Genomic DNA, 25943 nt, shown 5'->3' on the forward strand with positions numbered 1-25943 from the left:
CAATTCGCCCGCCCCTTGAGTAAAGAGGAGAAGCGCGTGTTGGCCAGTCTCGGTTTGGATGAATCGGTTTACCTCGGCTAACTGAATCGACTTGCCTCAGCGATGGTGTTGCTTCTGAAGCCATCGCTACACGCGTTTAACGGCTTGCTGACCCCCAAAAAAGCCATTCGCTACCACATGATCAGGGTGCGGAATGTGAGTCGAAACTCAGGATTGAGTACTGATATGACCACTTCACCGCTGTCAGGCATGCTAAGCGCCCCTTGAACGGGAAGCTGCAGAGCATTGCTGTACTCGATAACAGAATTCTGCTGCAACGCTTCCGCCACTTAGCCGCTAATAAACAAAACGGCAGCGAGCCCTAAGGCCGCCACCGTCATTTTATTGATCTGAAATGTTATTCGCCTGCACGTTCACGCATTAACGGGAACAACAAAACGTCGCGGATAGACGGAGAATCAGTAAGCAGCATAACCAAGCGATCAATACCGATACCCAGCCCGCCTGTCGGCGGCATGCCGTATTCCAGCGCACGAATGAAATCATCATCCATCATATGCGCCTCATCATTGCCGTGCTCGCGCTCCTGAAGCTGTCCTTCGAACCGCTCACGCTGATCGATCGGGTCATTCAGCTCTGTAAATGCATTGGCATGCTCACGGCCAACAATAAACAGCTCGAAGCGATCCGTAAAGCGCGGATCGTCGGCGTTCTTCTTCGCCAGCGGTGAGATGGCCACGGGATGTCCGTACACAAACGTAGGCTCAATGAGCGTTTCCTCGACGAACGCCTCAAAGAACTGGTTAACGATGTGGCCAAAGGTCATGTTCGGCTCTACCGGCACTTTATGCTCTTTGGCAAGCTGATGAGCTTCTTCATCAGTCATATGACGGCTGAAATCAACGCCTACGGCCTGCTTGATCGCCTCAACCATAGACACACGGCGCCAAGGGGTTTGCAGGCTGATCTGCTTGTCCCCATAAGCGATCTCTGTGGAGCCGCGGACTTCCTTCGCGATATGAGCAATAAGCTCCTCGGTCAGCCGCATAATATCCTGGTAGTCGGCATAAGCCTCATAAAGCTCCAGCAGCGTAAATTCCGGGTTATGACGCGTAGAAACCCCTTCATTCCGGTAAACGCGGCCAATCTCGTATACTTTCTCCATGCCGCCTACAATCAAACGCTTCAAGTGAAGCTCAATAGCTATACGCAAATAGAGCTGCATGTCCAGCGCATTGTGATGTGTAATAAACGGCCGTGCTGCAGCACCCCCGGCAATGGCATGCAGTGTCGGTGTCTCCACCTCCAGGAAGCCCAGGTTGTCCAAATAACGGCGCATGGATTGAATGATTTTCGAACGGGTAATAAAGGTTTGCTGTACTTCCGGATTTACAATCAAATCGACATAGCGCTGGCGGTAACGCACCTCGATATCCTTCAAGCCATGGAATTTCTCCGGCAGCGGGTAAAGCGATTTCCCCAATACCTCAAGCGACTTCACTTTAATGGAGGTTTCACCGGTTTTAGTTTTGAAGACTATGCCCTTTACGCCAACCAGATCGCCCAAATCCAGAATGTCGAATGCCTTGAATTTGGCCGGCTCCACCGAATCTTCACGTACATAGATTTGAATTTTCCCGGTAATATCCTGAATATGAGCGAATGCAGCTTTGCCCATGCCGCGCTTTTGCATAATCCGGCCTGCGAGGCTGACTTCGGCATCAAGCTCTTCCAGCTCTTCCTTGGACTTGTCTTGGTACGCGCTCAATACCTCACCGGCATGGTGGGTGCGCTCATATTTTTGGCCGAACGGATCAATGCCAAGCTCGCGGATCTCGTCCAATTTGTTGCGCCGTATCTGCAGCAGCTCATTTAATTCCAATTCTTGACTCACGATGTTATGCCACTCCTCATCTATTTGCTACTCCCATTCCGTCTCCGGACCAACCCGGATTCCTGTTCCTGCTTGCGGCCAGACGGCTCTTGCCATCCTCAAGTTCAGGCATGATGCGCGTAATTAGCGATATCCGAACCAGATGAATGAGCATAGCGGTTTACTTTCTGATAATAGTAACAAAAAAGCTTCCATAAAGGAAGCTTCCGCAAACAATCGAAATCCAGCTACTTCTTGATATCTACGATCGTGTATTGAATAATGCCGGCCGGAACACTTACATCAACCGTTGAGCCCTTCTGCTTGCCGAGAATCGCTTTGCCTACGGGGCTTTCATTGGAAATCTTATTGTTGATTGGGTCGGACTCAGCGGTACCTACGATGGTATACTCCACCAGATCACCAAATTCCAAATCCTTCAGCGTAACGGTCGATCCTACACTTACGGTGTTCGTATCTACATCGTCATTATTAATAATCCGTGCATTGCGGAGCATTTTCTCCAGAGTAATAATCCGGCCCTCAGTAAATGCCTGCTCGTTCTTTGCATCCTCATATTCGGAGTTCTCGCTAATGTCTCCGTATCCGATTGCCACTTTAATCCGTTCCGCAACTTCACGGCGTTTAACCGATTTGAGATGCTCCAGCTCTTCTTCAAGCTTCTTCAATCCGTCATGCGTCAAAATTACTTCTTTTTCGGACATTGCAACAAACTCCTGTCGTGTGAGAATTTTTCACGCTGCCAGCGAGCATGAATTCACCTTTGCATGGTTCTAATATATTAGTTTTATCAACCAAGATGACTGGTCAAAATACGTATTTTTCCGTGAAAAGAACGTATCGGTGCCACTTATTGCATGATTATATTTCATGCCAACCTAATTGTCAATGTGAGGAAAATCACCAGAAACCAGCATCCGCTTAATGGTACGCAGCCGGCTCCGCTGTATCATCGGCCCCTGATTGGTCATGGCCCCCACTGGCTAAATCGGAGATAAACTGCTCCAAAATACTTGCCATTCCGCCCCGGGTTGTCTCATCCATAATGGCGTCTTTGACCCGCGCCGAGCCCCGCAGTCCTTTGAGATACCACGCCAGATGCTTGCGCATTTCCTTCACGGCCACGGATTCTCCCTTCAGATCGATAAGCCGATCCATGTGCAGCAGGGCGATTCTGATTTTCTCCTCCGGTGTCGGATCTGCCGGAAGCTCTCCCTTGGTCAGGTACTCGATGGTGCGGTACAGCATCCAGGGGTTCCCCAATGCCGCGCGGCCGATCATAACTCCATCACAGCCAGTATGGTCGAGCATGCGGCGGGCATCCTCCGGGGTGAATACATCTCCATTGCCGATTACCGGAATGGAAACAGCTGCCTTGACTTCTTTAATGATGTCCCAATTGGCATGGCCCGTATACATTTGGACCCGCGTTCTGCCGTGCACCGCAACCGCAGATCCTCCGCCGGCCTCTACGGCCTTGGCATTGTCGATAGCATAAATATGATCATCATCCCAGCCGATACGCATCTTGACGGTTACCGGCTTACTGACCGATTTAACCACCTCGGAAACCATCTTTTCAATTTTAGACGGATCCAGCAGCCAGCGGGCGCCGGCGTCACTCTTCGTAATTTTGGGCACCGGACAGCCCATATTAATGTCAATGATATCGGCATTGGTCTCCTGATCGACAATCTTGGCCGCCTCCACCAGTGTCTCCGTATCTCCGCCAAAAATTTGCAGGCTGAGCGGCTTCTCCCGCTCGTCTACATACAGCATCTCAACCGTACGCTTGTTGCCGTGGACAATCGCCTTGTCGCTGACCATCTCCGCACACACGAGCCCACAGCCGAATTCCTTGGCAATGAGACGGAACGCCGGATTGCATACGCCCGCCATGGGAGCCAGCACCACATTATTTTTAGCGGTTATGTTTCCTATTTTAAGCATCGTTTCCTTCACTCCTTTCTTTCATCCGCACAGTCTGCAAAAGCATCACTCGTGCAGATCCTCCGCTGCGAATATGGTTCATTCAGAAGATCATGTATTGTGTGAAGCCCTGTCACCCTATAAGAAGCCGTCAAAGCCTGAGAATTCGCTGCCACACACGCTACTGCGAATCGGCTTGCCGGACGGTTCGCCATCTTCTGACCCCTTGGTCGCCTAGTTCCCGTCTCCACGCTTCCAATTGCCCCGCCAAAAGATTGTCCTGTTCCGATACTACATCCTGAAGGGGAACAATGACAAAAGCCCGCTCCCGCAGCCGGGGATGGGGCACGATCAAATCATCCTGCTCAATAACCCGATTCCCGTAAAACAGCAAATCCAGATCAATTGTGCGCGGCCCCCAACGCACGTCACGCACACGCCCTAGCTGATGCTCCACCTCAAGCAAGGTGTGAAGCAGTTCCTGCGGGGAAAGCGTCGTCTCCACGCGTATCGCCATATTCAGAAATAAATCCTGTTCTGTCAAGCCTACCGGATCGGTCTCATAAAAATGAGATGCCCTGCGCAGCGTAATGCCAGGCACAGCCTCAAGCAGCTTGATGGCGTCGGCCAAATACTGCTCGCGCTCCCCCTGGTTGGAGCCCAATCCAATGTAGGCCGTAATCGGTGTCATGCTGTTCTCCGTCAACTATTCCGCCCGCTTTCTGTGGATTTCCACACATACAAAATCGAAATGTACAGCAAAAGGCGGATGTGGTTTTTTGAGCCGGACTGTAATTTGTTCTAGTTTAGTATAAAGTTGCAGCAATTCAGATGCAATGGCCTCAGCCAATGCTTCAATTAATTGGAACGGCTTCCCTTCCACGATTCGCTGTACTGCGGCGAATACCTCTGCATAATTGACGGTCTCATTTAAATCATCGGTTTGTCCGGCCCGGCGCAAATCCAAATACAGCTCCAGGTCAACCATAAATCGCTGCCCGAGCTTGTTTTCCTCTGCAATGGCACCGTGATAGCCATAAAAGTGCATATTTTGCAATACCATTCTATCCATAAGCTTCCTCCCATCCAGCCAAAAGGCTCGGCACCGTTGAAACAAGCCGGGGCTTCCCGCGGCCTCCCTCCAAATGCCGAATCTGAGATTCCCTCAAAGTGCAGAACCTTAACCTGCAGAAGCGCTTCAGCAATGAAGCGCCGTATATTTCGCTATATAACGTTCAGCCCGGCTTACCGCTGCTGCACAATGGCGTCCGTCATCTGCGCCACCCGTTTCATCGCCCGCACGTCGTGGACGCGCATAATATGGCAGCCCTGCATGATGCCCAATGCGACGGTCGCAGCCGTTCCTTCGACTACATCCTGAGCAGGAAGCCCCAGTGCAGATCGGATCATGCTCTTTCGCGAGGTTCCAAGCAGGACAGGATAGCCAAGCTCGGATACAAGGGATAAATGATTCATCAATTGTAAATTTTGTTCATAGGTCTTCGCGAAGCCGATACCCGGATCGAGAATAATTTGCGCCTTGTCTACTCCGGCTTCACAGGCCGCTGCAATCATGCTCTGCAAATCAAGAATGACATCCTTCAAAAAGTCCTCATACTCCGTATCCTTCCGGTTATGCGTGAGTACAATAGGACATTTCTTCTCCGCAGCAACCGTCAGCATTCCCGGATCAGCCAGCCCTCCCCAGACATCATTAATGAAATGAGCTCCTGCATCAAGCGCCTGTCGGGCTACCTCCGCTTTGTACGTATCAATGGAGATCGGCAGGGGCAGCTCAGCCCGGATTGCCCGGATAACCGGAATAACCCGCTCCAGCTCCTCCTCTGCCGACACCGGCGCAAAGCCCGGACGGGTGGACTCCCCCCCGATATCAATCATGTCGGCGCCTTCCTCCATCATCTGCCTGGCCCGCTTTACCGCATCCGCTACTTGAATATATTGACCGCCATCCGAAAAAGAATCCGGAGTCGTATTGAGTATTCCCATAATGAGCGTCTTGGGGCCAAATTCCAGCGCTCCGCCTTCGATCGTCATTCTCTGGATCACTGAAGCTGACATACGTCCTCACTGTCCTTCCTTGTGGTACAAAATCATATGACGTCAATTACTGCAATGCCGTCAGCCGGTAATTGGCCATAAGCGCTGTCGTCACCGAACCCGGGCGACCCGTCCCGGCTTGCTTGAACTGTCCCTCCGGCGTGTATATGCCTGTGACGGGCACGATTTCCTGCACGGAATTGGTCATAAATACTTCCTCGGCTCCCCAAAGCTGCTCCTCCGTAAACAGTCCCTCCGCCACGGCTAATCCGGGGACCCAGCGTTCGGCATTACGAATGACCCACTGGCGAGTAATGCCTGGCAAAATTCCGGTTTCTAATGCAGGGGTACAAAGCTTGCCGCCAGCAACAAAAAACAAATTGCTTACGAGGCCTTCCGCCAAATATCCCGCTTCATCCGTGAACAATCCCTCCGCGCCCTGCGACCAGGGATACGAGTTCATTTCCATTTTAGCCAAAATGTTATTCATATAATGGAGCGATTTCAGTCTGATTGGGGTTTCTGGTCTCGTCCGCCGGGTTCGCAGCAGCTGCAGCGGCTTGCCTGTACGGGAAGCCGGTTCATCCAAAGGCGGCAGCGGCTTCACATAGATCACGATCGCCGGCTTGCCATACGGCTCTGCGGGAAGTCCCAGAGGCTGAATACCGGCTGTTACGGTGTAACGGACATATGCATCCTCCAGGCCATTGGCCGCCAGCAGATCATGGATTTCCCGCTCTACACCCGCCGTATCCGGTTGAAATTCAATCCCGAGTTCCTTGCAGCCGTTCTTCAGCCGCTGCATATGCTCAGCCAGCAAAAACGGTTTACTCCTGTAAGTACGAAGCGTCTCAAAAACCCCCATGCCGTAAAGAAAACCGTGATCATATACCGAGATCACGGCTTCTTGCTCGTCACATTGACGACCATTGACGCTGATTATCATATTGAAGCTCCGCTTGTCGCCTTCAGCTTGAGGAAATTGCTCAGCAGCTGATGCCCGTGCTTCGTAATAATGGACTCCGGATGGAACTGCACCCCTTCAATCGGGTACTCCTTATGGCGAAGCCCCATAATCTCACCTTCGGCTGTTTGGGCGCTAATTTCCAGGCAGTCCGGCAGCGTTTCTTTTTTGACAATAAGAGAATGGTAACGGGTTGCCGTGTAGGGCGATGGGATTCCTTCAAAAATAGTTTTTCCATCGTGCTCAATTTCGGAGGTTTTGCCGTGCATCAGCTTCTCGGCACGTACAACGTCTCCGCCGAATACCTGACCGATAGACTGGTGTCCCAAGCAAACGCCCAAAATCGGAATTTTTCCTTTAAAATGCTCGATAAGCGCCAAACTAATTCCCGCTTCATTCGGTGTACATGGACCCGGGGAGATTAAAATATGATCCGGATTGAGGTTCTCGATGTCCTCCAGCGACAGGTCGTCATTGCGGTACACCTTAACCTCCTGTCCCAGCTCGCCAAGATACTGCACCAGGTTATAAGTAAAAGAATCATAGTTATCAATAACTAAAATCATGGACGATCTCCCCTTTGCTTCCGGTTTGCGCCCGGAACTGTTCAGCCAGCTGCAGCGCTTTCCATAAGGCCTTCGCTTTGCTGATGGACTCGGCATATTCCTTCTCCGGAACCGAATCAATCACAATGCCGGCCCCGGCCTGGATATGCGCCTTGCCTCCGGCGGCAACCAGTGTACGTATAGTTATATTAAATTCCATATTGCCACTGTAGTCAATCCAGCCGATCGACCCCGTATACGGGCCGCGTCTGACCGGCTCCAGCTCTTCGATGATTTCCATGGTCCGGATTTTGGGCGCGCCGGTAATCGTTCCTCCGGGAAAGGCTGCCGCCAATGCATCATAGCCGTCCTTCCCTTCGGCCAGCTCCCCTTTTACCTCCGACACAATGTGCATCACATGCGAATAATATTCAATGACCATCAGCTCATCCACCCGTACACTCCCATAACGGGAAACACGGCCCAAATCATTGCGAAGCAAATCCACCAGCATGATATGCTCCGCGCGCTCCTTCTCATGACCGATAAGCTCTTCGGCCATGAGCCTGTCCTCGGCCTCGCTGCTCCCTCTTGGCCTGGTTCCGGCTATAGGGCGGGTCGATACCTCGCCGCCCTCCACTTTTACAAGCAGCTCCGGCGATCCGGATACAAGCGTATACCCCGGATAACGCAGCAAGCCCATATACGGCGAAGGATTAAGCAGCCTCAGCCACTCGTACACTTCTTCCGGCTCCAGTCGCAGCGGGCAGCTTTGCCGAACAGACAAATTGACCTGGAATACGTCGCCTTGTGCGATGTACTCCTGAATACGGCGAACCGCATGGATGAACTGCTCTCGGGAAAAATGTCGTTCCAACCCCGGCAGCGCATCCACATCGATGTTAAGTCCCTCCGCCCGGGCCGCGGAATGATAATACTGCAGCCGTTCCCCGGCCTGCTCATTGTGACGGGCCGCCGTCATCCAGCTTGTCCACCGCCGGTGCATCACCCCGGCCTCCTGCTCCGCCACGGCCATTGCCGCTTCCAATTGAGCATCCGATACATCCGGGGTTATAGGCGTATGAACAGCGCAGTATAGAAGCTTCTGCTGGTGATCTACAATCCACAGCTTGTCCATCAGCATGAAGGCATATTCCGGAAGGGGCAAATCATCCGCCGCCAGACTGGGCAGCCTCTCAAGCGATCGGACCACATCATAGCTGAGAAACCCGACGCAGCCGCCAATAAATTTAGGCAGCCCTTCTACCCGGGGGCCCCGGTAGGCATTCATCCACCGCTTGAGCAACTCCAGCGGCTTGCCCTGGAGCTGCAGACGCCGGAATTTCCCATCTCCAGCTAATGCTCCAGCAAATGGATCATCACCGCCATCCGTGCTTTGGCCGGAGCCGAACTCGGTTAGTACCGCTTCACCGGCTTTGCCTTCCAGTAATGCCCGGGGCTGTACCCCCAAAAAGCTGTACCTCCCGCCCTTGCCGCTTTCCAGCACAAACGATGTTTTGCCCATGCTGTTCCAAACGGCTTCCCAGGATGCGGGCCGCACCTCGTCCAGAGGAAAGCTCCGCACATACGGAAGCATCGTGCAGGAAGTACGCCAGCTCTTCCATTGTTCCAACGTTATGGCCGCCAGTGCTGCCGCCTCCTTGTTTACATTGGACGAATTGAATCCTTTGTCTTGTATTGAACTTAGTATACTTCAAACCAGCCAAAACCAAAAGAGACTGCCCGCAGACAGACCTTCGTCTGTTCGGACAGCCTCTGCCATATATGGACCAGCAATTATTGCTCGTCGAATTGGTACAGCGGTGTGCTCAGGTAACGTTCGCCATTACTTGGAATGACAGCGACAACACGCTTGCCTTTCCCCAGCTCTTTGGCCACCTGCAGTGCTGCAAAAATAGCCGCGCCAGAGGAAATACCGCCCAAAATGCCTTCTTCTTTGGCTACACGGCGGGATGTTGCGAATGCATCATCGTTCTCAACCGCAATAATACCGTCATAAATGTCGGTGTTCAAAATATCCGGAACGAAGCCTGCGCCGATACCTTGAATTTTGTGAGGGCCTGGCTTGCCACCGGATAGGACCGGGGAAGCGGCCGGTTCGACTGCATAGACTTTAATTCCTGGGAAGTTTTCTTTCAAGACGCTGCCTGCGCCGGTAATGGTGCCGCCGGTTCCGATACCGGAGATAAAGGCATCCAGCTTGCCGTCGTGGCTGTTGATCGCTTCCACGATTTCCGGACCTGTTGTCAGACGGTGGATTTCCACATTCGCCTGATTTTTGAACTGCTGCGGGATGAAGTAGCTCGGGTTCTCCGCTTGCAGCTCTTCCGCACGCTTGATAGCCCCTTTCATACCTTCCGCTCCTGGAGTCAAGACAAGCTGTGCACCGTATGCGCGAAGCAGGTTCCGGCGCTCCAAGCTCATGGTTTCAGGCATCACGAGAATGGCCTTGTAGCCTTTGGCCGCAGCGACCATGGCAAGGCCGATCCCCGTGTTACCGCTGGTTGGCTCGATAATTGTGTCACCCGGCTTTAAAGTGCCGTCCTTCTCAGCCGCTTCAATCATATTAATGGCAATGCGGTCTTTTACGCTCGCGCCCGGATTTTGATACTCAAGCTTGACATAGATTTCCGCGCTATCTTCTGGAACAACCCGGTTCAAACGAACCAGTGGAGTATCGCCAATCAGTTGTGTAATACTTTGCACAAGCTTTGCCATGAATAAGTCCCTCCCAGGAAATGTTAGCATTTAGTATTCCGACTAAATCAGTCGGTTTTTATCTATTCTCATCTTATCAACCTGCTTCGCGCTTGTCAATCATTACGTAAAAAATAAACCTCCGCTCGTTATTTTAGCAGAGGTTCGACAATTTCCGCCTGATGCTTGGTGCGCAGCTTCGCGAGCAGCTCCTTCATCGGCGGCGCTTTTTGCAGCGCGAGCTCACGCCGGACAATCTCACGAGCACTGTCATCCACCTTGCCCGACGGTTCGATTTTGTCCCGAAGAATAAGCAAGGCGTACCCTTCTTCAACAGCAACGGGCTTGCTTACTTCTCCAGGCTTCAATTGCTGCAAGGCTTTCATCACAGGAGCCGGGACAAACAAATCATCGGCATTAATCCAGCCGAGATCCCCGCCTTCTGCGGCTGTGGCCTTATCCAGAGACAACGATCGCGCTAATTCGGCGAAATCGGCGCCTCTCCCAATTTCCGCCGCCAGCGATTCTGCTTCCTTCTTCGTCTTGACGACGATTTTGCCAGCGCGGTATTTCGTTTTTTGCTCAAACTCTTCCGGGTGGGAGGAAATATACTGATTAACCTCCGCATCCGTCACACGAATGGCATATGTGGCAATACGCTCCTGCAGCAGCTTATACTTCAAATCCTCCAGCACGTTTTCCTTGCTGAGGCCAAGCTGCTCCTTCATGGACTTGTAAAACTGTTCTTCATCCTCATATCCGGCCTGCATCCGTTTCAGCTCTTTATCAATGTCACCTCTACCGATTGTAATGCCGAGGGACTTGCTCTCCTGGTCCAGCACGGCGCGGTCAACCATCGTTTGCAGCAGTTGGGAACCATGGCCCTTAATTAGCCCGTCAACAAGCTGGTCGTAGGTAATTTCCTGAGCGTCTATGCGAGCCACAACATGCTTGGATTCAGCGGGCAGCTGTATGCCAGAATTCCGGGGCGTCTGCAGTGAACGATAAAGCAGCAGCGACAAAACAAGAATACAGGCCAGCAGGAAAACGATCGTTCCCCACACCCATTTAACACTCCGCATCCTTTACCCCTTCTTGCCGCCCCTATAGCTGCTTGATTATCTGTTGAAGCTGTTCGTCTTCAAAATTGTACTTTTCGTTGCAGAAATGGCACACCACCTCGGCGTTGCCATCTTCCTCCTGAATCGCTTCCAGCTCCTCCTTGCCCAGGCTAATCAGCGTTTGCTCTACCCGTTCGCGGCTGCACTGGCATTGAAACCGGATGTCCATCCGTTCCAAAATTTCAACGTCTTCCAATATCGCGCGCAAAATATCTTCCATCGTCATGCCGCTGTCCAGCATCGTCGTGATCGGCTTCAGCTGTCTCAAATGAGCTTCGATTTGGGTGATTTCTTCCTCACTCAGGCCCGGCAGAAGCTGAATGACGAAGCCTCCCGCCACACGAATGCTTAAATCGGTGTCCACCAGCACCCCAAGAGCCACTGCGGAAGGAGTCTGCTCGCTTTTGGCAAAATAATACGTAAAATCATCGGCAATCTCGCCCGAAATAATGGGCACGCTGCCGCGGTAGGGCTCTTTCAAGCCCAGATCCTTGATCACATACAAATGCCCTTCAATTCCGACTGCGCCAGCAACGTCCAGCTTGCCCGCAGCATTCAGAGGCAAGTCGACTTCCGGTTCATCCACATAACCGCGAACCTCGCCCTTGGCATTGGCATCCACAACAATTTGACCGATGGGGCCGCCGCCTTTTACCTGAATGGTCAGCTTCTCCTCACCCTTCAGCATAGCTCCCATCATGACACCGGCGGTTGCTGTCCGGCCCAAAGCGGCGGAAGCGGTCGGCATCGTCTGATGACGGCGGTACATCTCATTTACAATTTCTGTAGTAAGGGCAGCAAACGCTCTTACCTTTCCATTCATTGCAGTAGCTCGGAGCAAATAATCCATCTTGTTTACCTCACAATATCCATCTTATGTATGGTTCCGTTCATAAATGATTCGCAAGCCTTCCAGTGTCAGCAGCGGATTGACAATTTCGATAGTTCTGGACTCCCCTGAGATAAGCTCAGCCAGTCCACCTGTTGCAATGACCTTCGTTTGGACCTGAAACTCTTCTTGGATTCGTTCAACGATCCCGTCCACCTGCCCGGCAAAGCCGTAAATAATGCCGGCCTGCATCGAAGCAACCGTATTGCGGCCGACGGTGGTTTTCGGCTTCACCAGCTCGATACGAGGCAGCTTGGCCGCCTTCTGGTAAAGCGCTTCGGTTGAGATGCCGATACCCGGAGCAATGACGCCGCCGATATATTGCCCGGCACCGTCAATATAATCGAAGGTTGTGGCTGTGCCGAAGTCGACGATAATAAGCGGCGGCCCGTAGATTTCAATGCCGGCCACGGCATTCACAATTCGGTCGGCTCCTACCTCACGCGGATTCTCGTACCTGACGTTGAGGCCGGTTTTGATACCCGGTCCGATAATGACTGGCGTTTTCCTCACATATTGTAAGCAAAACTTCTCCAACGTAAACATTATCGGCGGCACAACGGAGGAGATAATGACGCCATCCACCTGTTCGAAGCCAATCCCGGCATGCTGGAACAGGTTATATATAAGCATACCATACTCATCCGAGGTTGCGGAACGGTTTGTGCTTATCCGCCAGTGATGCTGCAATTGTTTGCCTTCATATAAACCAAGCACAATGTTCGTATTGCCTACATCAACAACAAGAATCACTCTGCCTGGGCCCCCTTCTTCTCGTTCAGATCCAAGCTGATATCCAGCGCTTGAACCGAGTAGGTCAGGCTGCCCACCGAAATGACATGTACGCCCGTCTGAGCAATGCCATGAATCGTCTGCAAATTGACATTGCCGGATGCCTCGATAATTACATGCGGCGCTGCGGCGCTAATCCGCTGCACGGCTTCGCGCATGCTCGCATTCGGCATGTTATCCAGCATAATAATATCCGCGCCGGACTGAAGCGCAAGCTCGACCTCGGCCAGCGACTCCACTTCGACCTCAATTTTCATGGTATGCGGGATGGCACGCCGAGCGGCGCTTACGGCCTCCAGAATTCCTCCGGCGGCTTTAATATGGTTATCCTTTATCATCACCGCATCGTAAAGCCCGAACCGGTGATTATGTCCGCCGCCGACGGTTACTGCATATTTCTCCAGCATCCGATGTCCCGGCGTCGTCTTGCGCGTATCCACCAAACGAACCGGCAGGCCTTCCAGCGCATCCACAAAGCGTTTCGTTTTGGTAGCGATCCCCGAAAGCCTTTGCATTAAATTCAGAGCAAGACGCTCGCCGAGCAAAATACTCCGGGCGCTGCCCTCCACTTCGGCAAGAACGGTACCTTTGGAGACCAGACTGCCCTCCTGTGTTCGGGCCGAAAAACGGAGGCTCGCATCCACCACGTTAAACACGGCTTCCGCCAGAGGCAGACCTGCAACCACGCCTTCTTCTTTGACATGAATAATGCCTTTGGCCATTCGATCGGCAGGAATCGTGGTCATCGTCGTCACGTCACCGGTACCGATATCTTCCCGCAGCCATTGTTCAATCTGCTGTTTTAGTTGAGACGAGTTCCAATCGATCATCGGTTACATTCTCCTCCAGTATCCCCTGCTCACGCTGGAACAAGGTATGCTTACGCCACTCGGCGTCATTCCGCTCCGGGAAATCCTCCCGGAAATGACCGCCGCGGCTTTCCTCACGAATCAAGGCCGCTTCCGTCGTTAACAAAGCGCAGGTCAACAGGTTGGCAAATTCGAATTCTTCCTTTTTCGTCAACACCGCATCATAAATTGTATGCTGCCGTTTCAACTCTTCATGGCCCTTTTGCAGCCCTTCTGCAGAACGGACCAAGCCGGCATAACGGAGCATGATTTTTTGAAGCTTAAGCCGTTTCTCTACAATCGGCTGCGTTAACGTCTCTACCCGTTCCTGCTTGACAGCAATAACCGGACGATGAGTCAGCGGGGGCAGCTGGTTAATACTTTCAATGATACGACGTCCAAATACAATCGCTTCCGACAAGGAGTTGCTTGCCAGACGATTCGCCCCATGTACGCCTGTAGACGAAACTTCGCCGCAGGCATACAAGCGTTTAACAGAAGTTTGTCCATTCAAGTCGGTCTTGACCCCGCCCATCATATAATGGCAGGCCGGGGCAACCGGTATCCAATCCGTTGTTAAATCCAATCCATATTTCATGCAGGTTTCATATATGGTCGGGAACCGATGCTGAATGACTTCCGCAGGCTCGTGTGTAATATCAATATAAACAAAAGTCGATTTGGTAGCTTCCATCTCGCTTACAATAGCCCTGGCAACAATATCCCGCGGAGCGAGTTCCATAAGCGGGTCATAGCGATCCATGAAGCGCTCCCCTGCAATGTTTCGCAAGACAGCGCCTTCACCGCGCAGGGCCTCCGAGATTAAAAAGCGGGGCGCCCCCGGATAGCATAATGCAGTTGGGTGAAACTGAACAAATTCGACATCGCGCACCAAGGCTCCGGCCCGGTAAGCAATCGCAATCCCGTCCGCCGTGGCTACTTCCGGATTCGTGGTATACCGGTATAATTGACCTGCGCCGCCGCTGCAAAGCACCGTGGCGCTCGCCCGTACGAATATCCGCTGCCCCGCCGGCTTCTGGACGAGAACCCCTACACATTCTCCATCCTCGCTCACCACATCGATAACAAAGTGGTCATCCCATACATCGATTCGTGGATTTTGAACCGCTTGCTCGGATAATGCCCGAACGATTTCGAAGCCTGTCGCATCTCCATTGGCATGAAGAATACGCCGCTGGCTGTGTGCCCCTTCCTTTGTCAACGCGAATTCGCCGTTCTCCACATCAAACTGCGTGCCAAGCTTTATCAGGTCATTTACTCCATGAGGCCCTTCATGCACTAATACCTCGACGGCATCGGTAGAGCACAAGCCGGCCCCGGCCATCAAGGTATCCTGTAAATGAAATTCCGGTGAATCCTCGTCGGAAATGACGGCGGCGATTCCCCCTTGGGCATACCGGGTATTGCTATCCATGACGGATTTTTTGGTAATCAGAATGACGTTTTGCGTTTGGCTCGCCTTGATAGCTGTAAACAATCCTGCGATTCCGGCGCCAATCACCACCACATCTGTATCCACTTGTACCAGCTGGTCCAGATCAAAATCCACTAAGTAACGAGGTACCACGAAGAAGCCACCTGCCTCAAACAAGAGAGTAGCGCATGCTACTTAACCTGCAGCATGCGCTCTAAGGATAATCGGGCTTGATCCGCAATATGTGGCGGAACGTAGATTTGCGGCTGCATCGTCTCCAGGCACCGCACTACTTTTTTCAAATTGTTCACCTTCATGTTCGGGCAAACAAGGAATTTGCTGGCGAAATGGAACGTCTTGTCCGGGCTGTCCTTACGCAGCTGAAACCCGGTTCCGTCCTCTGTGCCAACGATAAATTCCTGGCAATCGGATTCCTTGCAATATTTGATAATGGCAGTCGTGCTACCTACGAAATCTCCAAGCGCTACAACTTCAGGCCGGCATTCCGGATGAACGACAAACTGTGCGTTCGGATGCTTGGCCTTCATTTCCTCGACATCCTTAACGGTCAGCATATCGTGGGTGTTGCAGTAGCCTTCCCAAATAATCAGCTTCTTGCCGGTTTTCTCCTGGACATAATGACCCAGATTTTTGTCCGGCACCCAAATGATTTCATCCGAATCCACGGATTCGATAACCTTCACCGCATTCGCGGACGTACAGCAAATATCCGTCTCCGCTTTAATCTCGGCCGATGAGTTAATGTAGGTGACAACCTTGGCGTTTGGGTGCTTCCGTTTCAAGGCGCGCAGCCCTTCCACATTGACCATGTCGGCCATTGGACAGCCGGCCCGTTCATCAGGAATGATAACTGTCTTGTTCGGCGCCAAAATTTTAGCGCTTTCCCCCATAAAATGAACACCGCAAAACACAATAACCTCGGCATCGGTTTCCGCGGCCTTCTGAGCGAGCAAAAACGAGTCCCCACGGAAATCGGCAACCTCCTGTATTTCATCCCGCTGATAATAATGGGCAAGAATAATGGCGTTTCTTTCTTTCTTCAGCTGGGCGATACGCTCTTTCAACTCGCGATTCTGCTCCGCCTTGCGCTCAAGCGCTAAAGCTTCCACTTCGCATTCCTCCTTGGGGAAGTACGTGAACTTCTTCACTAAGTTTCGCGTCCGTACATCATTTAGTATGACCCGACGCTCCCCTGCGTACTATTGCAGTTTACAACTAATTTACACGATGCTGTCAGTGGTGTCAATGTGCTTATCCGCTTATTCTGATATAAAAAATCCGGCATTCGTGTGGAATGCCGGATTGGAGACTACGATTCATCTTTTGGATCATTTTCGCTTTTTTTATCACGGTCAAAATCGAGCTTGTTCGCGTCATTTTCTTGTGCTTGCGGCTGAATGTTGATTGTCGGCTCGCCTTCCGAAAGCGGCTTATCAAAATTCAGGTCAGACACTTGCAAATGGCCGCTCTCGATAAGCTGTGAAATTTCTTCCTTCTCGAGCGTTTCCTTCTCCAGCAGCGTCTTCGCAATGAGATGCACCTGTTCCTGATACTTCTGAAGCGTTTCTTTCGCACGCTCATAGCATTCAGTAATGATGCGCTGCATTTCCTGATCAATCTCATATGCGATGGCATCGCTGTAGTTTTGCTCATGACCGATGTCGCGGCCAAGGAACACTTGCCCTTGGGTGGAGCCGAACTGCATCGGGCCAAGCTTACTCATCCCGTACTCCATCACCATGCGGCGGGCAATTCCGGTTGCCTTCTGGAAGTCACTGTAAGCGCCGGTGCCATACTCACCAATGAACAGCTCCTCAGCGACACGACCGCCTAGCAAGCCGGTGATTTTGTCAAGAAGCTCGTTCTTGGTCGCCATCATGCGGTCTTCGCCTTCCTTCGGCAGCATCATGACATATCCGCCGGCACGGCCGCGCGGGATAATCGTCACTTTGTGCACCATATCGGCATCTTCCACATGGTATCCGATAATCGTATGTCCTGCTTCGTGATAAGCGATCATTTTCTTCTCGCGCTCACTGATGACACGGCCTTTTTTCTGCGTACCGACGATAACGCGATCAAAGCCTTCCTCGATTTCCGCCATCGAAATATCCTTCCGGTTGCGGCGGGCGGCAATCAGGGCCGATTCGTTCAACAGATTTTCCAAATCTGCGCCTGTAAAGCCTGTCGTATACCGGGCGATTACATCCAGCTTCACGTCCTTGGACAACGGCTTGTTGCGGGCATGTACCTTCAATACAGCCTCACGGCCTTTGACATCCGGGCGGTCCACCGTAATTTGACGGTCAAAGCGGCCTGGACGCAGAAGCGCCGGGTCCAGAATGTCCGGGCGGTTCGTTGCGGCGACGATAATAATACCTTCGTTTGCGCCGAAGCCGTCCATTTCAACGAGCAATTGGTTGAGCGTCTGCTCCCGCTCGTCATGACCTCCGCCGAGTCCTGCCCCGCGCTGGCGGCCGACCGCGTCGATCTCATCTATAAATATAATACAAGGCGCATTTTTCTTGGCGTTCTCGAACAAATCCCGCACACGGGACGCACCAACACCGACGAACATCTCCACGAAGTCCGAGCCGCTGATGCTAAAGAATGGCACGCCTGCTTCACCGGCAACAGCACGGGCGAGCAAGGTTTTACCGGTTCCCGGAGGACCGTTCAGCAAAACCCCTTTCGGAATGCGTGCGCCAAGCGCCGCAAACTTGCGGGGATCCTTCAAAAATTCAACGACTTCCACGAGCTCTTGCTTTTCTTCATCCGCGCCGGCCACATCTTCGAATGTGACCCGTTTCTTCTCTTCGTTGTACAAGCGAGCACGGCTCTTGCCAAAGTTCATCACTTTGCCGCCGCCGCCTTGAGCATTATTGAGCAAGAAGAAGAACAGGATGAATATAATGACGAACGGAATAATGGAGGTCAGGAACGTAATCCAGACATTGTCCCCTTCCATTTTGTCGACCTGGATGGTCTTAATGCCGCTGTCTTCCAAATATTTCACAAAATCGTCACTGAAGGGGGCATGGGTTACGAAATTCAGCTTGTCGGAATTGTCCGGTGCTTTCCGGTATTTACCGTTCACCAAGTATGTATAACCCTCAAACTTGATGTTTACCGACTCCACATTATTGCTTTTGATTTCCTGGCGGAGCTGGTCGTAGCTAATCGATGCCTTCTGATCGTTCTGTGTACTGATAAAGTGAACGATACCCACGGTGACTAAAAAAATAAGCAGATAAAATCCGGTATTCCGGATAATACGATTCATCCCCTACCTCCTCTCGCGGCGCACTTCATTATTTTACCACAGCCACTCTGGCCTTCACAATAGAACGGGGTGGCGGGCATCACTTGGTATACACTTCCGGCTTCAAAATTCCGACATACGGCAAATTGCGGTATTTCTCCGCGTAATCCAGACCGTAGCCGACTACAAATGCATCCGGGATTGTAAAGCCTTTATAATCGGCTTCCAAATCAACGGTGCGCCGTCCCGGCTTGTCGAACAAGGTTACAACCGTAACAGACAATGCGTTTCTGCGCTCCAATACGTCGATTAGATAGCTTAGCGTCAGCCCGCTGTCAATAATGTCCTCGACGATCAGCACATCGCGCCCTTCAACTGTCGTATCGAGGTCTTTTACAATTTTGACCACGCCCGAGGACTTGGTCGATTGACCGTAGCTGGACACGGCCATGAAGTCAAGCTCTACCGGAATATCCATCCGCTTGGCCAAATCAGCCATAAAAATGAACGCGCCCTTCAAAACACAAATCATTAACGGATTTCTGCCAGCAAACTCCCGGCTGAGCTGTTCGCCAAGCTCCTGAATTTTGTCCTGGAGCTGCTGCTCGGTAAACAGCACTTCTTGAATATCATTCTGCAAGCCAGGCCCCTCCTGTACTATTCTATGAGATGTAGGATAATTACATTCTCGCCCCGAAGCCCAAGATTAATCTCGGCTGATCGCCCGTCTCGCCGTCCGGCAGCGCGTGCCGGGACCGTCGGATGCCCGGAATCCACAGCACACGACCGGAAGCGTCACAAACAAGCGGCAGCCTGCTGCGGACATCAGGCGCAACCTTGTCGTCAATGTAAATATCTTTTACTTTTTTGGAGCCGTTTAAACCGAGAACCTCCATACGATCTCCCGCAAGGCGGCTTCGGACAACAAGCGGAAATTCCAATTGTTCCAAAGCAAACTGCGCTTCATCTAAAAAGCTTGCCGGCTTCGGCCTACATATCACACCCTCATGGCTGCGCACTTCATAAAAAAGAACACCTTCTGCCTCCGGAAGTTCCAGGATTCCGGCTTGAAGTGCCTCGTTTTTGGATAATGCATAGGAATAATCGGCCTTACTTTTGTTCGTGGTTCGTTCCAGCCGAATTTCATCGTATACCCGAACCATTCGTGCAGCACCCGGAACCTCAATATGTATATTGGATTTGCGCTGCTGTGCAGCCGCTCGGCGGATGCGCTCAATGGCTGAAAAATCCACTGAACCCCCACCTGAAAAAACATAACTTAATATTAGTTTAATAACTCTTCTTTGTAAAGCAACATGCTCCTTGATGAAGGCCTCCCGGGAAAATGCATAGCCCGGCCCGATTGACCGTCCATGCTGTTGAAGCCAGCCTGCCGCCACCCCCTGCAAATAATCATCCTCCGCCCGGTTCGTTTCGGCCAGACGCACGAGCGCTTCGCTGATGCGCGGATTAAATTGGCGCAAATAAGGCAGCGCATCCAGACGAATCCGGTTACGGGCATACTTGCGTTCAGCGTTGCTGCTGTCTTCACTGAAGAGAAGTCCATTATCAGAGCAGTACTTCAGCAGTTCTGTTTTGTATATACGCAGGAGGGGCCGAACAAGTTCCACATTTTTTTCAATCCGCTTGAAGGCCATTCCCGATAGGCCTGATCCCCCGCTGCCTCGCAGCAAATGAAGCAGCACCGTCTCCGCCTGGTCATCGGCATGATGGGCCAGCACAATCGCGCTTGCCCCATACCGGCCGGCCGTCTCCAGCAAAAAAGCGTACCGCCGCTCGCGGGACGCATCCTGCGGGTTCATGGCCCGGCTCTGCAAATAACCGGGGATATCGATATGCGCGGTCTCGCAGGGAAGGCCCAGACTCCGGGCCAGGGCCTCCACTTGCCTTGCCTCCGCAAGCGATTCGTCTCCCCGGAACATGTGATTCACATGGGCGACAACCAGCCGCCAGCTCCACTCTTCACTTAGCTTGTGCAGCATATGCAGCAGCGCGGTGGAGTCGGCGCCGCCGGATACTGCCACAATCAGCACAGATCCTTGGCGCAGCAGCTCCTGCTCCCGAATATCCCGCTCCACCCGTTCCAGCAATTGCATTCGGGCTATCCCCCCCCCTAGAGCAGCCTAATTTACTGCAAAAAATAATATAAGCTTGTACCAAGCAGCACGAGCGCCCCCATAAAAGCGGCGGTCAGCCACCCGCCTACCGGCGTTGCCTTACGGCCGCCGGCACGCCTTGATCGCCTCAGGGCGCTTTGCTGATACTGCAGCGCCCGCCACTCGGTTAAAGCCTGGGCCGAAGACCCATACTCCCCGCGCACAGCCTTGATGAGCACCGGCGCGAATTTACGGCAGTACCGGCTGGCCCGGATCGCATCCAGCAAATAGTCCGCCTCCCGGTGCTGGGGAATCAGCTTGCCCGAGGAGCAAATCCGGTTATCCTCATCGGTCAGATGCAGACAGCACAAGGCAAATGCGAATAAATCGTAGCCCGCATCGGCTGTTCGCGAACCCGCCCCCCAAAAGCCCCGGTCATACAGCTCCGTAAATTGTCTGACCGCTCTCCCCATTTGGGTCACACCGCCATAATCGATGAGCTCTACCTCACCTTCACCGGAAACGAGCACATTATCGACCTTCAAATCCCCGAATACCCAACCGCCCTTATGAAGCGCGCACAGCTTATTTAGCAGGTGCCCGCCCACTACTCCGATGCGGTCTTTGCCGTATTTCGATATGAACGAAAGCGCCGGCACGCCCTTGACATACTTCATCACATAAAAAGGAACGGACTGCCCGCCCTCCTGCCAATCGTCCACGTCGATTAAATAATTCGAATCGATACAGCCGGCCGACATCAGCGTACGCAGTCCGTTGACTTCCATTTGCAAATCCATCCCGTCATAGCCGATTTTGAGAGCATAGGGGATGTAGCCCTTATAAGCCAAATATACTTTTCCGTTTGCACCTTGTCCGAGCAGACGGGCCACCCGGTATTCATAGTGGTTCCAGCGCCCGCGGATGCTGCTGCCCGCGCCGGGCCACCGGTCAAACGAGGTACTCACCGAACATCCCTTCCTTCCGCGGGCTTTGAATGACCCGGGCCGTCCGGACCGGCTCCCGCAGTTGCTTCGCGGTTCCGCCCGCCGAGGCAATCGCTTCGACTACATGAAGCAGTGCCGGCCCTGTCGGTGTATTTCCTTTCATCTTAAGCCTTCCGAACAAACGGGGAAGCGCCGAAACATCCCTGGACCATGACGTGAGCTGACAAGCCGCATCGTCCTGCCCGGCAGGGCCAGGGAAATGGAACACAGCGACCTCGCTTATCCCTTGACGCGCCTGCAGGCTGAGCATCAAATCCCGAATCGCCTCTTCTACAGCCCCAAGCTTCGGCTTCATGCTGGCGCTTGTATCCACAAGCAGGGCGATTTGCAGTGAGGCCGATTCACTCAGCTCCTCCACCAGATGCACCACTTCGCCGCGGCGTTCGGGTGACAGCTCCGTCAATTCTCCCTGTTCAGGCCCCAGAATATGCCGAAGCTCCTGATTCACCACTTGCTGCAGCGTAGATATCACCGTTTTACGGGTAAGCATCTGTACCGTCTGCGACAGCATGCTTGGGGCAACAATTTTACTCATGCCGCCCCCCGCCTGCGCTGTCTCGGCAATTTCCTCTGCGCCATGTTCTCCGATAAGCCCGCCGTCGACAACCCCGATGACATTGACAGTAATCCCCTGCCCCCGTGCATGTGCCGCCGCCATTTCCGGACTGATTCCCACATTGGAACAGCCATCTGTGATTAACAAAATTTGTTTCATGCTAGCGCCTCCCGTTTTCCCGATACGAAACTGGATAGCACTAGTATCCCCAAATAATGGATCATTCAACCTCACAGACGATGTAATTCTCGATTCTTACTATACCGAAGCTGAGAGTAAAACGCCAGAATCCGGCTGACCCTGATGGTAATGCCAAATAAAACCGGACTGGCCCAGTCATACGCAGCATAGGCAGCCCGGTTTATAGATAACATATTTTTTGCTGCAGCGCTTCTTGATCCTGGACCAAAATCATTTTTTTTCGAATCACGATGACATTATCATCCTGCAGCTCTTGAAGCACCTTCGTGACCGATTCGCGAACCGTTCCCACGATATTGGCGATTTGCTGATGGGTGAGCTTCACATTGATGAGTATCCCCTCTTCATTCTCCGTGCCGTACTCGACGGCCAAGCGCAGTATCGTTTTCATAATCCGCGAACGGACGTCCAGAAGCGTGATATCATGAATCACCTCATTGGCCCGGCGCAGCCGATCCATGGTGACCTCCAGCAGCTTCAGGCACAAGCTGGGACTGACCTCCAGAAATTTGAAAAAATCTGTCCGACTGAGCTGATACAGTGTCGCATCCTCCATCGTTTCCGCCGTAGCCGACCGGGTGAGGCCCTTTCGGATAATAGCCATATCTCCGAAAAAGTCACCGCTGCGAAAAAGCGCCAGTGTGACTTCCTTGGAATTCTCGAGACGGGAAATTTTGACGACTCCGGTATGGACAAGAAACAGCTCTTCCCCCAAATCGCCTTCAAAAAACAACACAGTTCCTTTCTTATAAGAACGCACGGCGAATAACGGGGCCATATTCTCCAGCTCCAGTTCAGAGAAATCCTGAAACAATGGAACCTTTTGCAGCAAGTTTACGATGGAATGCACCATATTCTCCTCTTCCAAATGAAGGATAAATCCAGTGAGGTAACAATTCCATACGTTTCAACAAAAATCCTCCTTTCTGCGCAACATTTTTTGCAGACGTATTCCCCTGATATGGCAGGTTCATAAACAAAGGGCTGCTTCCGCGTAAAAGAGGGCGCCCGTCGAGTCTTGACCGCCTCGTGGTTAACTGACTGTCCGGGGCCGCTCAATCCGGGTGGTCCCCGGCCAGCGGAAGGTCGCCCATTCCGGCTTGTACTTCTCAATTCGCGCCACCACGACCGTCATGTCATCGACAATATCGCCTTGATGATGGCGGACGATCCGCTCCAGCAGGCAATCGGCAAATTCCTGGGAATCCTGAACTTCAATTTCCTGAATCATGCGCCTCATCCACAAATCCTTGTTCACCGCATGGCCCGGCGCGTCATATATACCGTCCGTCATCATAATAAGCATGTCCCCCGGCAGCAATTGAAGCCGGACCAAATCAATATCGATGTCCTGCAAAATGCCGACCGGCAAATTGCTCGATGAAACCGGAATAACCTCCTGACCGCGTTTAATGAAGCTTGGCGTCGACCCAATTTTGAGAAAGGTCGTTTTGGCATGGTACAAATCGATTAAGGCCACATCAACCGTAGCATACATCTCATCGGAGGAACGCAGAAGCAGCACTGAATTTACGCTTTTGACCGCCAGACGCTCGTCCATGCCGGAGCGCAGGAGCTGCTGCAGAATGGACAGGGCCGCGCTGGACTCGGCGCGAGCCCGTTCGCCGTTGCCCATGCCGTCGCTCAGCGCAACCGCGAACTTGCCGTTCCCAAGCTCCGCAGTGCTGAAGCTGTCGCCGGACAGCAGTTCTCCGCCCTTCGCCGCATAGGCTACACCGGTCTCGACCTCGTACTCCTTGGCTGAAGCCAGCATCACCGTACTGGCCCCCTCCCCGTTCGGAGCCGATTGCTCCTTCTTAACCGCAATGTTCTCCCCTAAAATGTCGGACAACAGCGGAGCGATTATTTTGCGGCATTCGTCGTAGCCCCGGGTGTAGCGGTGCACAATCTCGATTTCGACGTTCCCCTCCTCCAAGCAAATAATATCGATGCTTTGAATCGACAAGCCCAGCGACTCCAGCGCGCTTCGGATTTGCTCCTCCTGCACAAACAGCTCCTGCCCTTCCCGCCGGATTTCCTTCGCCAAATCCTCCATCACCTGAGATACGCCTGTCAGCTGCTCGGCCACGAGCTGGCGGCTGTCTTGAATTTGGCGCTTCCAGTGCAAATTATTTTGATACAGCTCATACTGCCGCTTCATCGTTTCCAGCACGGTTTCGGTTTTGTTGCACTGCTTCCGCCAGGACATCGGAATGTCCTTGGCCTGAACAGCCGGGTTCGCTTCGACGACGGTCATCATATCCGTCATGTACTGGTAGGTCGACTTAAACTGAAATTCCCAGCATTGTCGCTGCTTTCCGCAGGAACCGCATGTTTTGTCCGTGACCGCATTCATAAAATGATCGGCCTCCCGTCCTTGTCCGGGCTCCCCGCTCTCTTCCTGGCCCGTCAGCTGCTTGAAGCTGCGTGACAATTGACGGAACACCTCCGAGAACTGGGCCACACGCTGAGCCGTCACGTCCCGCACGCGCTTCGCATAATCGTACTGCGACTTCATATTTTCTTGTGTGCCCGGCACGTACTTGCTCACCTGGGTCAGCCACCGCTTCGGCGTCAGCATAAACAGCACCACTGCGCCCAGCGATTCCCCGAGCGAGTACAAGATTTGCCCCGCCTCATCCAAGTAGACGGACAGGATGGACACTCCCAGCAGCATCCCCACAGCCACGGCCCATTTCCCTCCGTCCTTCAGCAGGCCGGCCAGCAAGCCGGAGAAGGCCAGCAGGCTCATTTGGACAATCGCATTCAGATTGGCCAGGCTGAGTATCAGACCGGCGATTACTCCGACTGACGCTCCGAGCGGGGCGCCTCCAGCCAGAGCAAAGATTAGAATCAAATACCTCGACAAGAAATGCTCTACGGAAACCCCGTAAATGACCCAGCCGACCGTTCCCGTCATGACGGAGGCAAGTAATATCACTAGACAAATGATTTCTTCATTTTTCAAATGATAATTTTTACGTCCGGGTGTAAACACCGACAGCGCTTGCACGAAAATGAGCGTCAGAATAAAGCTGAGCAGCGCATCCACTCCGGTCATCGTCAGCGCATACCAGTTCAGCTCGGCGGCCGTAATGCTGGAAAACAACTGAACCATGAATGCGGAGACGAAAACCAGGAATGGCGCATACGAGACCTCGGCCCGTTCGAATCGTTCGAGTCCCTTTTGCAGCAGCAGGAACACAAGCAGCTCCGCCGCCAGCTCCACGGTCCGGATCTCGGCTGCAAACAAGCTTCCTGCGAGAAGCGCCGCGCCGACCCAGCGCAAAACATCAGGCCGAATGAAATACACGACGGCAAAAAAAGCGATTGCGAACGGCGCAAGCTGCTCCAGAATCATGGCCCGTCCCAGCAAAAAGCTCATCGCCACGAGCAGCACGGGGCCTTGTCCCAGGACAAGTGCCTGCCTGATATTCGGCAGTCCCTCAGACGTATCTCCGGTTTGGTTTCCCTTCCGCATTTCTTTGTGCAGTATCGGATTGAACTTACCCAGACGCAATTTCATCATTGAGAGCTACACCACCTATGACAATTTGGTGTTCCCTATTATACCGGGGCTCTAGTA

General features: G+C 52.7%; 23 protein-coding genes. All 23 read right to left on the bottom strand.

The window, feature by feature from the left end:
* Positions 1-397 precede the first annotated feature (397 nt).
* The 23 genes from lysS to spoIIE all read right to left on the bottom strand — a co-directional run bounded on the left by lysS (position 398) and on the right by spoIIE (position 25838).
* Complete coding sequence (gene lysS, locus WBG83_RS18155; RefSeq protein WP_336746700.1) at positions 398-1894, bottom strand: lysine--tRNA ligase; 1497 nt, start codon at positions 1892-1894, stop codon at positions 398-400.
* Positions 1895-2121: 227 nt separating this feature from the next.
* Positions 2122-2598: a transcription elongation factor GreA gene (gene greA / locus WBG83_RS18160; protein ID WP_336746701.1), complete on the bottom strand. Its 477-nt coding sequence runs from the start codon at positions 2596-2598 to the stop codon at positions 2122-2124.
* Positions 2599-2815: 217 nt separating this feature from the next.
* A complete protein-coding gene (gene dusB / locus WBG83_RS18165; RefSeq protein WP_336746703.1) occupies positions 2816-3844 on the bottom strand; it encodes a tRNA dihydrouridine synthase DusB in 1029 nt (342 codons plus the stop codon).
* Positions 3845-4004: 160 nt separating this feature from the next.
* Positions 4005-4514: a 2-amino-4-hydroxy-6-hydroxymethyldihydropteridine diphosphokinase gene (folK, locus tag WBG83_RS18170; RefSeq protein WP_442955853.1), complete on the bottom strand. Its 510-nt coding sequence runs from the start codon at positions 4512-4514 to the stop codon at positions 4005-4007.
* Between the two features lie 15 nt (positions 4515-4529).
* Positions 4530-4895 (bottom strand): dihydroneopterin aldolase, encoded by a 366-nt coding sequence (folB, locus tag WBG83_RS18175; protein WP_336746706.1) that lies wholly within the window; start codon positions 4893-4895, stop codon positions 4530-4532.
* A 173-nt stretch (positions 4896-5068) separates the two neighbouring features.
* Complete coding sequence (gene folP / locus WBG83_RS18180) at positions 5069-5902, bottom strand: dihydropteroate synthase (RefSeq protein WP_336746707.1); 834 nt, start codon at positions 5900-5902, stop codon at positions 5069-5071.
* A 46-nt stretch (positions 5903-5948) separates the two neighbouring features.
* Positions 5949-6827 carry an aminotransferase class IV gene (locus tag WBG83_RS18185; protein WP_336746708.1) on the bottom strand — a complete coding sequence of 293 codons (879 nt, stop codon included), beginning with the start codon at positions 6825-6827 and terminating at the stop codon, positions 5949-5951.
* Positions 6824-7411, bottom strand: coding sequence for an aminodeoxychorismate/anthranilate synthase component II (gene pabA, locus WBG83_RS18190; RefSeq protein WP_336746710.1), 588 nt, complete (start codon positions 7409-7411; stop codon positions 6824-6826). The genes WBG83_RS18185 and pabA overlap by 4 nt, the downstream gene beginning before the upstream one ends.
* On the bottom strand, positions 7395-8987 hold the full coding sequence (locus WBG83_RS18195; RefSeq protein WP_336746762.1) for an anthranilate synthase component I family protein: 1593 nt from the start codon (positions 8985-8987) through the stop codon (positions 7395-7397). Before WBG83_RS18195 ends, pabA begins: the two co-directional genes overlap by 17 nt.
* A 200-nt stretch (positions 8988-9187) precedes the next feature.
* Positions 9188-10129, bottom strand: a complete 942-nt coding sequence (cysK, locus tag WBG83_RS18200) for a cysteine synthase A (protein ID WP_336746711.1) — start codon at positions 10127-10129, stop codon at positions 9188-9190.
* 128 nt (positions 10130-10257) lie between these two features.
* On the bottom strand, positions 10258-11190 hold the full coding sequence (locus tag WBG83_RS18205; RefSeq protein WP_336746712.1) for a peptidylprolyl isomerase: 933 nt from the start codon (positions 11188-11190) through the stop codon (positions 10258-10260).
* Between the two features lie 22 nt (positions 11191-11212).
* On the bottom strand, positions 11213-12079 hold the full coding sequence (gene hslO, locus WBG83_RS18210) for an Hsp33 family molecular chaperone HslO (RefSeq protein ID WP_336746713.1): 867 nt from the start codon (positions 12077-12079) through the stop codon (positions 11213-11215).
* A gap of 24 nt (positions 12080-12103) precedes the next feature.
* Positions 12104-12871 carry a type III pantothenate kinase gene (locus WBG83_RS18215; protein ID WP_336746714.1) on the bottom strand — a complete coding sequence of 256 codons (768 nt, stop codon included), beginning with the start codon at positions 12869-12871 and terminating at the stop codon, positions 12104-12106.
* Positions 12868-13740, bottom strand: a complete 873-nt coding sequence (gene nadC / locus WBG83_RS18220) for a carboxylating nicotinate-nucleotide diphosphorylase (RefSeq protein ID WP_336746715.1) — start codon at positions 13738-13740, stop codon at positions 12868-12870. Before nadC ends, WBG83_RS18215 begins: the two co-directional genes overlap by 4 nt.
* Positions 13700-15346, bottom strand: a complete 1647-nt coding sequence (gene nadB / locus WBG83_RS18225; protein ID WP_336746716.1) for an L-aspartate oxidase — start codon at positions 15344-15346, stop codon at positions 13700-13702. The genes nadC and nadB overlap by 41 nt, the downstream gene beginning before the upstream one ends.
* A 38-nt stretch (positions 15347-15384) precedes the next feature.
* Entirely contained in the window at positions 15385-16323 is a 939-nt protein-coding gene (nadA, locus tag WBG83_RS18230) for a quinolinate synthase NadA (RefSeq protein WP_336746717.1), read from the bottom strand.
* A 200-nt stretch (positions 16324-16523) separates the two neighbouring features.
* Positions 16524-18497, bottom strand: coding sequence for an ATP-dependent zinc metalloprotease FtsH (gene ftsH, locus WBG83_RS18235; RefSeq protein WP_336746718.1), 1974 nt, complete (start codon positions 18495-18497; stop codon positions 16524-16526).
* A 79-nt stretch (positions 18498-18576) separates the two neighbouring features.
* On the bottom strand, positions 18577-19116 hold the full coding sequence (gene hpt / locus WBG83_RS18240) for a hypoxanthine phosphoribosyltransferase (RefSeq protein WP_336746719.1): 540 nt from the start codon (positions 19114-19116) through the stop codon (positions 18577-18579).
* 40 nt (positions 19117-19156) lie between these two features.
* Positions 19157-20593, bottom strand: coding sequence for a tRNA lysidine(34) synthetase TilS (gene tilS / locus WBG83_RS18245; RefSeq protein ID WP_336746720.1), 1437 nt, complete (start codon positions 20591-20593; stop codon positions 19157-19159).
* 32 nt (positions 20594-20625) lie between these two features.
* Positions 20626-21561 (bottom strand): protein kinase domain-containing protein, encoded by a 936-nt coding sequence (locus tag WBG83_RS18250; RefSeq protein ID WP_336746721.1) that lies wholly within the window; start codon positions 21559-21561, stop codon positions 20626-20628.
* A complete protein-coding gene (locus tag WBG83_RS18255; RefSeq protein ID WP_336746722.1) occupies positions 21545-22315 on the bottom strand; it encodes a hypothetical protein in 771 nt (256 codons plus the stop codon). The genes WBG83_RS18250 and WBG83_RS18255 overlap by 17 nt, the downstream gene beginning before the upstream one ends.
* A gap of 202 nt (positions 22316-22517) precedes the next feature.
* A complete protein-coding gene (locus tag WBG83_RS18260) occupies positions 22518-23210 on the bottom strand; it encodes a Crp/Fnr family transcriptional regulator (protein ID WP_336746723.1) in 693 nt (230 codons plus the stop codon).
* 180 nt (positions 23211-23390) lie between these two features.
* Positions 23391-25838, bottom strand: a complete 2448-nt coding sequence (gene spoIIE, locus WBG83_RS18265) for a stage II sporulation protein E (RefSeq protein ID WP_336746763.1) — start codon at positions 25836-25838, stop codon at positions 23391-23393.
* Between the last annotated feature and the right edge of the window lie 105 nt (positions 25839-25943).

This window comes from Paenibacillus sp. y28 (assembly GCF_037137075.1).
Taxonomy (GTDB): Bacteria; Bacillota; Bacilli; order Paenibacillales; family NBRC-103111; genus JBBBNV01.

Excerpts from the sequence above, each read along its gene's own strand:
- WBG83_RS18185 (WP_336746708.1), bottom strand. The coding sequence starts at position 6,827 with ATGATAATCAGCGTCAATGGTCGTCAATGTGACGAGCAAGAAGCCGTG.
- folK (WP_442955853.1), bottom strand. The coding sequence starts at position 4,514 with ATGACACCGATTACGGCCTACATTGGATTGGGCTCCAACCAGGGGGAG.
- WBG83_RS18260 (WP_336746723.1), bottom strand. The coding sequence starts at position 23,210 with ATGGTGCATTCCATCGTAAACTTGCTGCAAAAGGTTCCATTGTTTCAG.
- dusB (WP_336746703.1), bottom strand. The coding sequence starts at position 3,844 with ATGCTTAAAATAGGAAACATAACCGCTAAAAATAATGTGGTGCTGGCT.
- WBG83_RS18195 (WP_336746762.1), bottom strand. The coding sequence starts at position 8,987 with ATGCTTCCGTATGTGCGGAGCTTTCCTCTGGACGAGGTGCGGCCCGCA.
- spoIIE (WP_336746763.1), bottom strand. The coding sequence starts at position 25,838 with ATGCGGAAGGGAAACCAAACCGGAGATACGTCTGAGGGACTGCCGAAT.
- greA (WP_336746701.1), bottom strand. The coding sequence starts at position 2,598 with ATGTCCGAAAAAGAAGTAATTTTGACGCATGACGGATTGAAGAAGCTT.
- WBG83_RS18255 (WP_336746722.1), bottom strand. The coding sequence starts at position 22,315 with ATGAAACAAATTTTGTTAATCACAGATGGCTGTTCCAATGTGGGAATC.
- ftsH (WP_336746718.1), bottom strand. The coding sequence starts at position 18,497 with ATGAATCGTATTATCCGGAATACCGGATTTTATCTGCTTATTTTTTTA.
- cysK (WP_336746711.1), bottom strand. The coding sequence starts at position 10,129 with ATGGCAAAGCTTGTGCAAAGTATTACACAACTGATTGGCGATACTCCA.
- pabA (WP_336746710.1), bottom strand. The coding sequence starts at position 7,411 with ATGATTTTAGTTATTGATAACTATGATTCTTTTACTTATAACCTGGTG.
- folP (WP_336746707.1), bottom strand. The coding sequence starts at position 5,902 with ATGTCAGCTTCAGTGATCCAGAGAATGACGATCGAAGGCGGAGCGCTG.
- folB (WP_336746706.1), bottom strand. The coding sequence starts at position 4,895 with ATGGATAGAATGGTATTGCAAAATATGCACTTTTATGGCTATCACGGT.
- tilS (WP_336746720.1), bottom strand. The coding sequence starts at position 20,593 with ATGCAATTGCTGGAACGGGTGGAGCGGGATATTCGGGAGCAGGAGCTG.
- WBG83_RS18205 (WP_336746712.1), bottom strand. The coding sequence starts at position 11,190 with ATGCGGAGTGTTAAATGGGTGTGGGGAACGATCGTTTTCCTGCTGGCC.
- hslO (WP_336746713.1), bottom strand. The coding sequence starts at position 12,079 with ATGGATTATTTGCTCCGAGCTACTGCAATGAATGGAAAGGTAAGAGCG.
- nadC (WP_336746715.1), bottom strand. The coding sequence starts at position 13,740 with ATGATCGATTGGAACTCGTCTCAACTAAAACAGCAGATTGAACAATGG.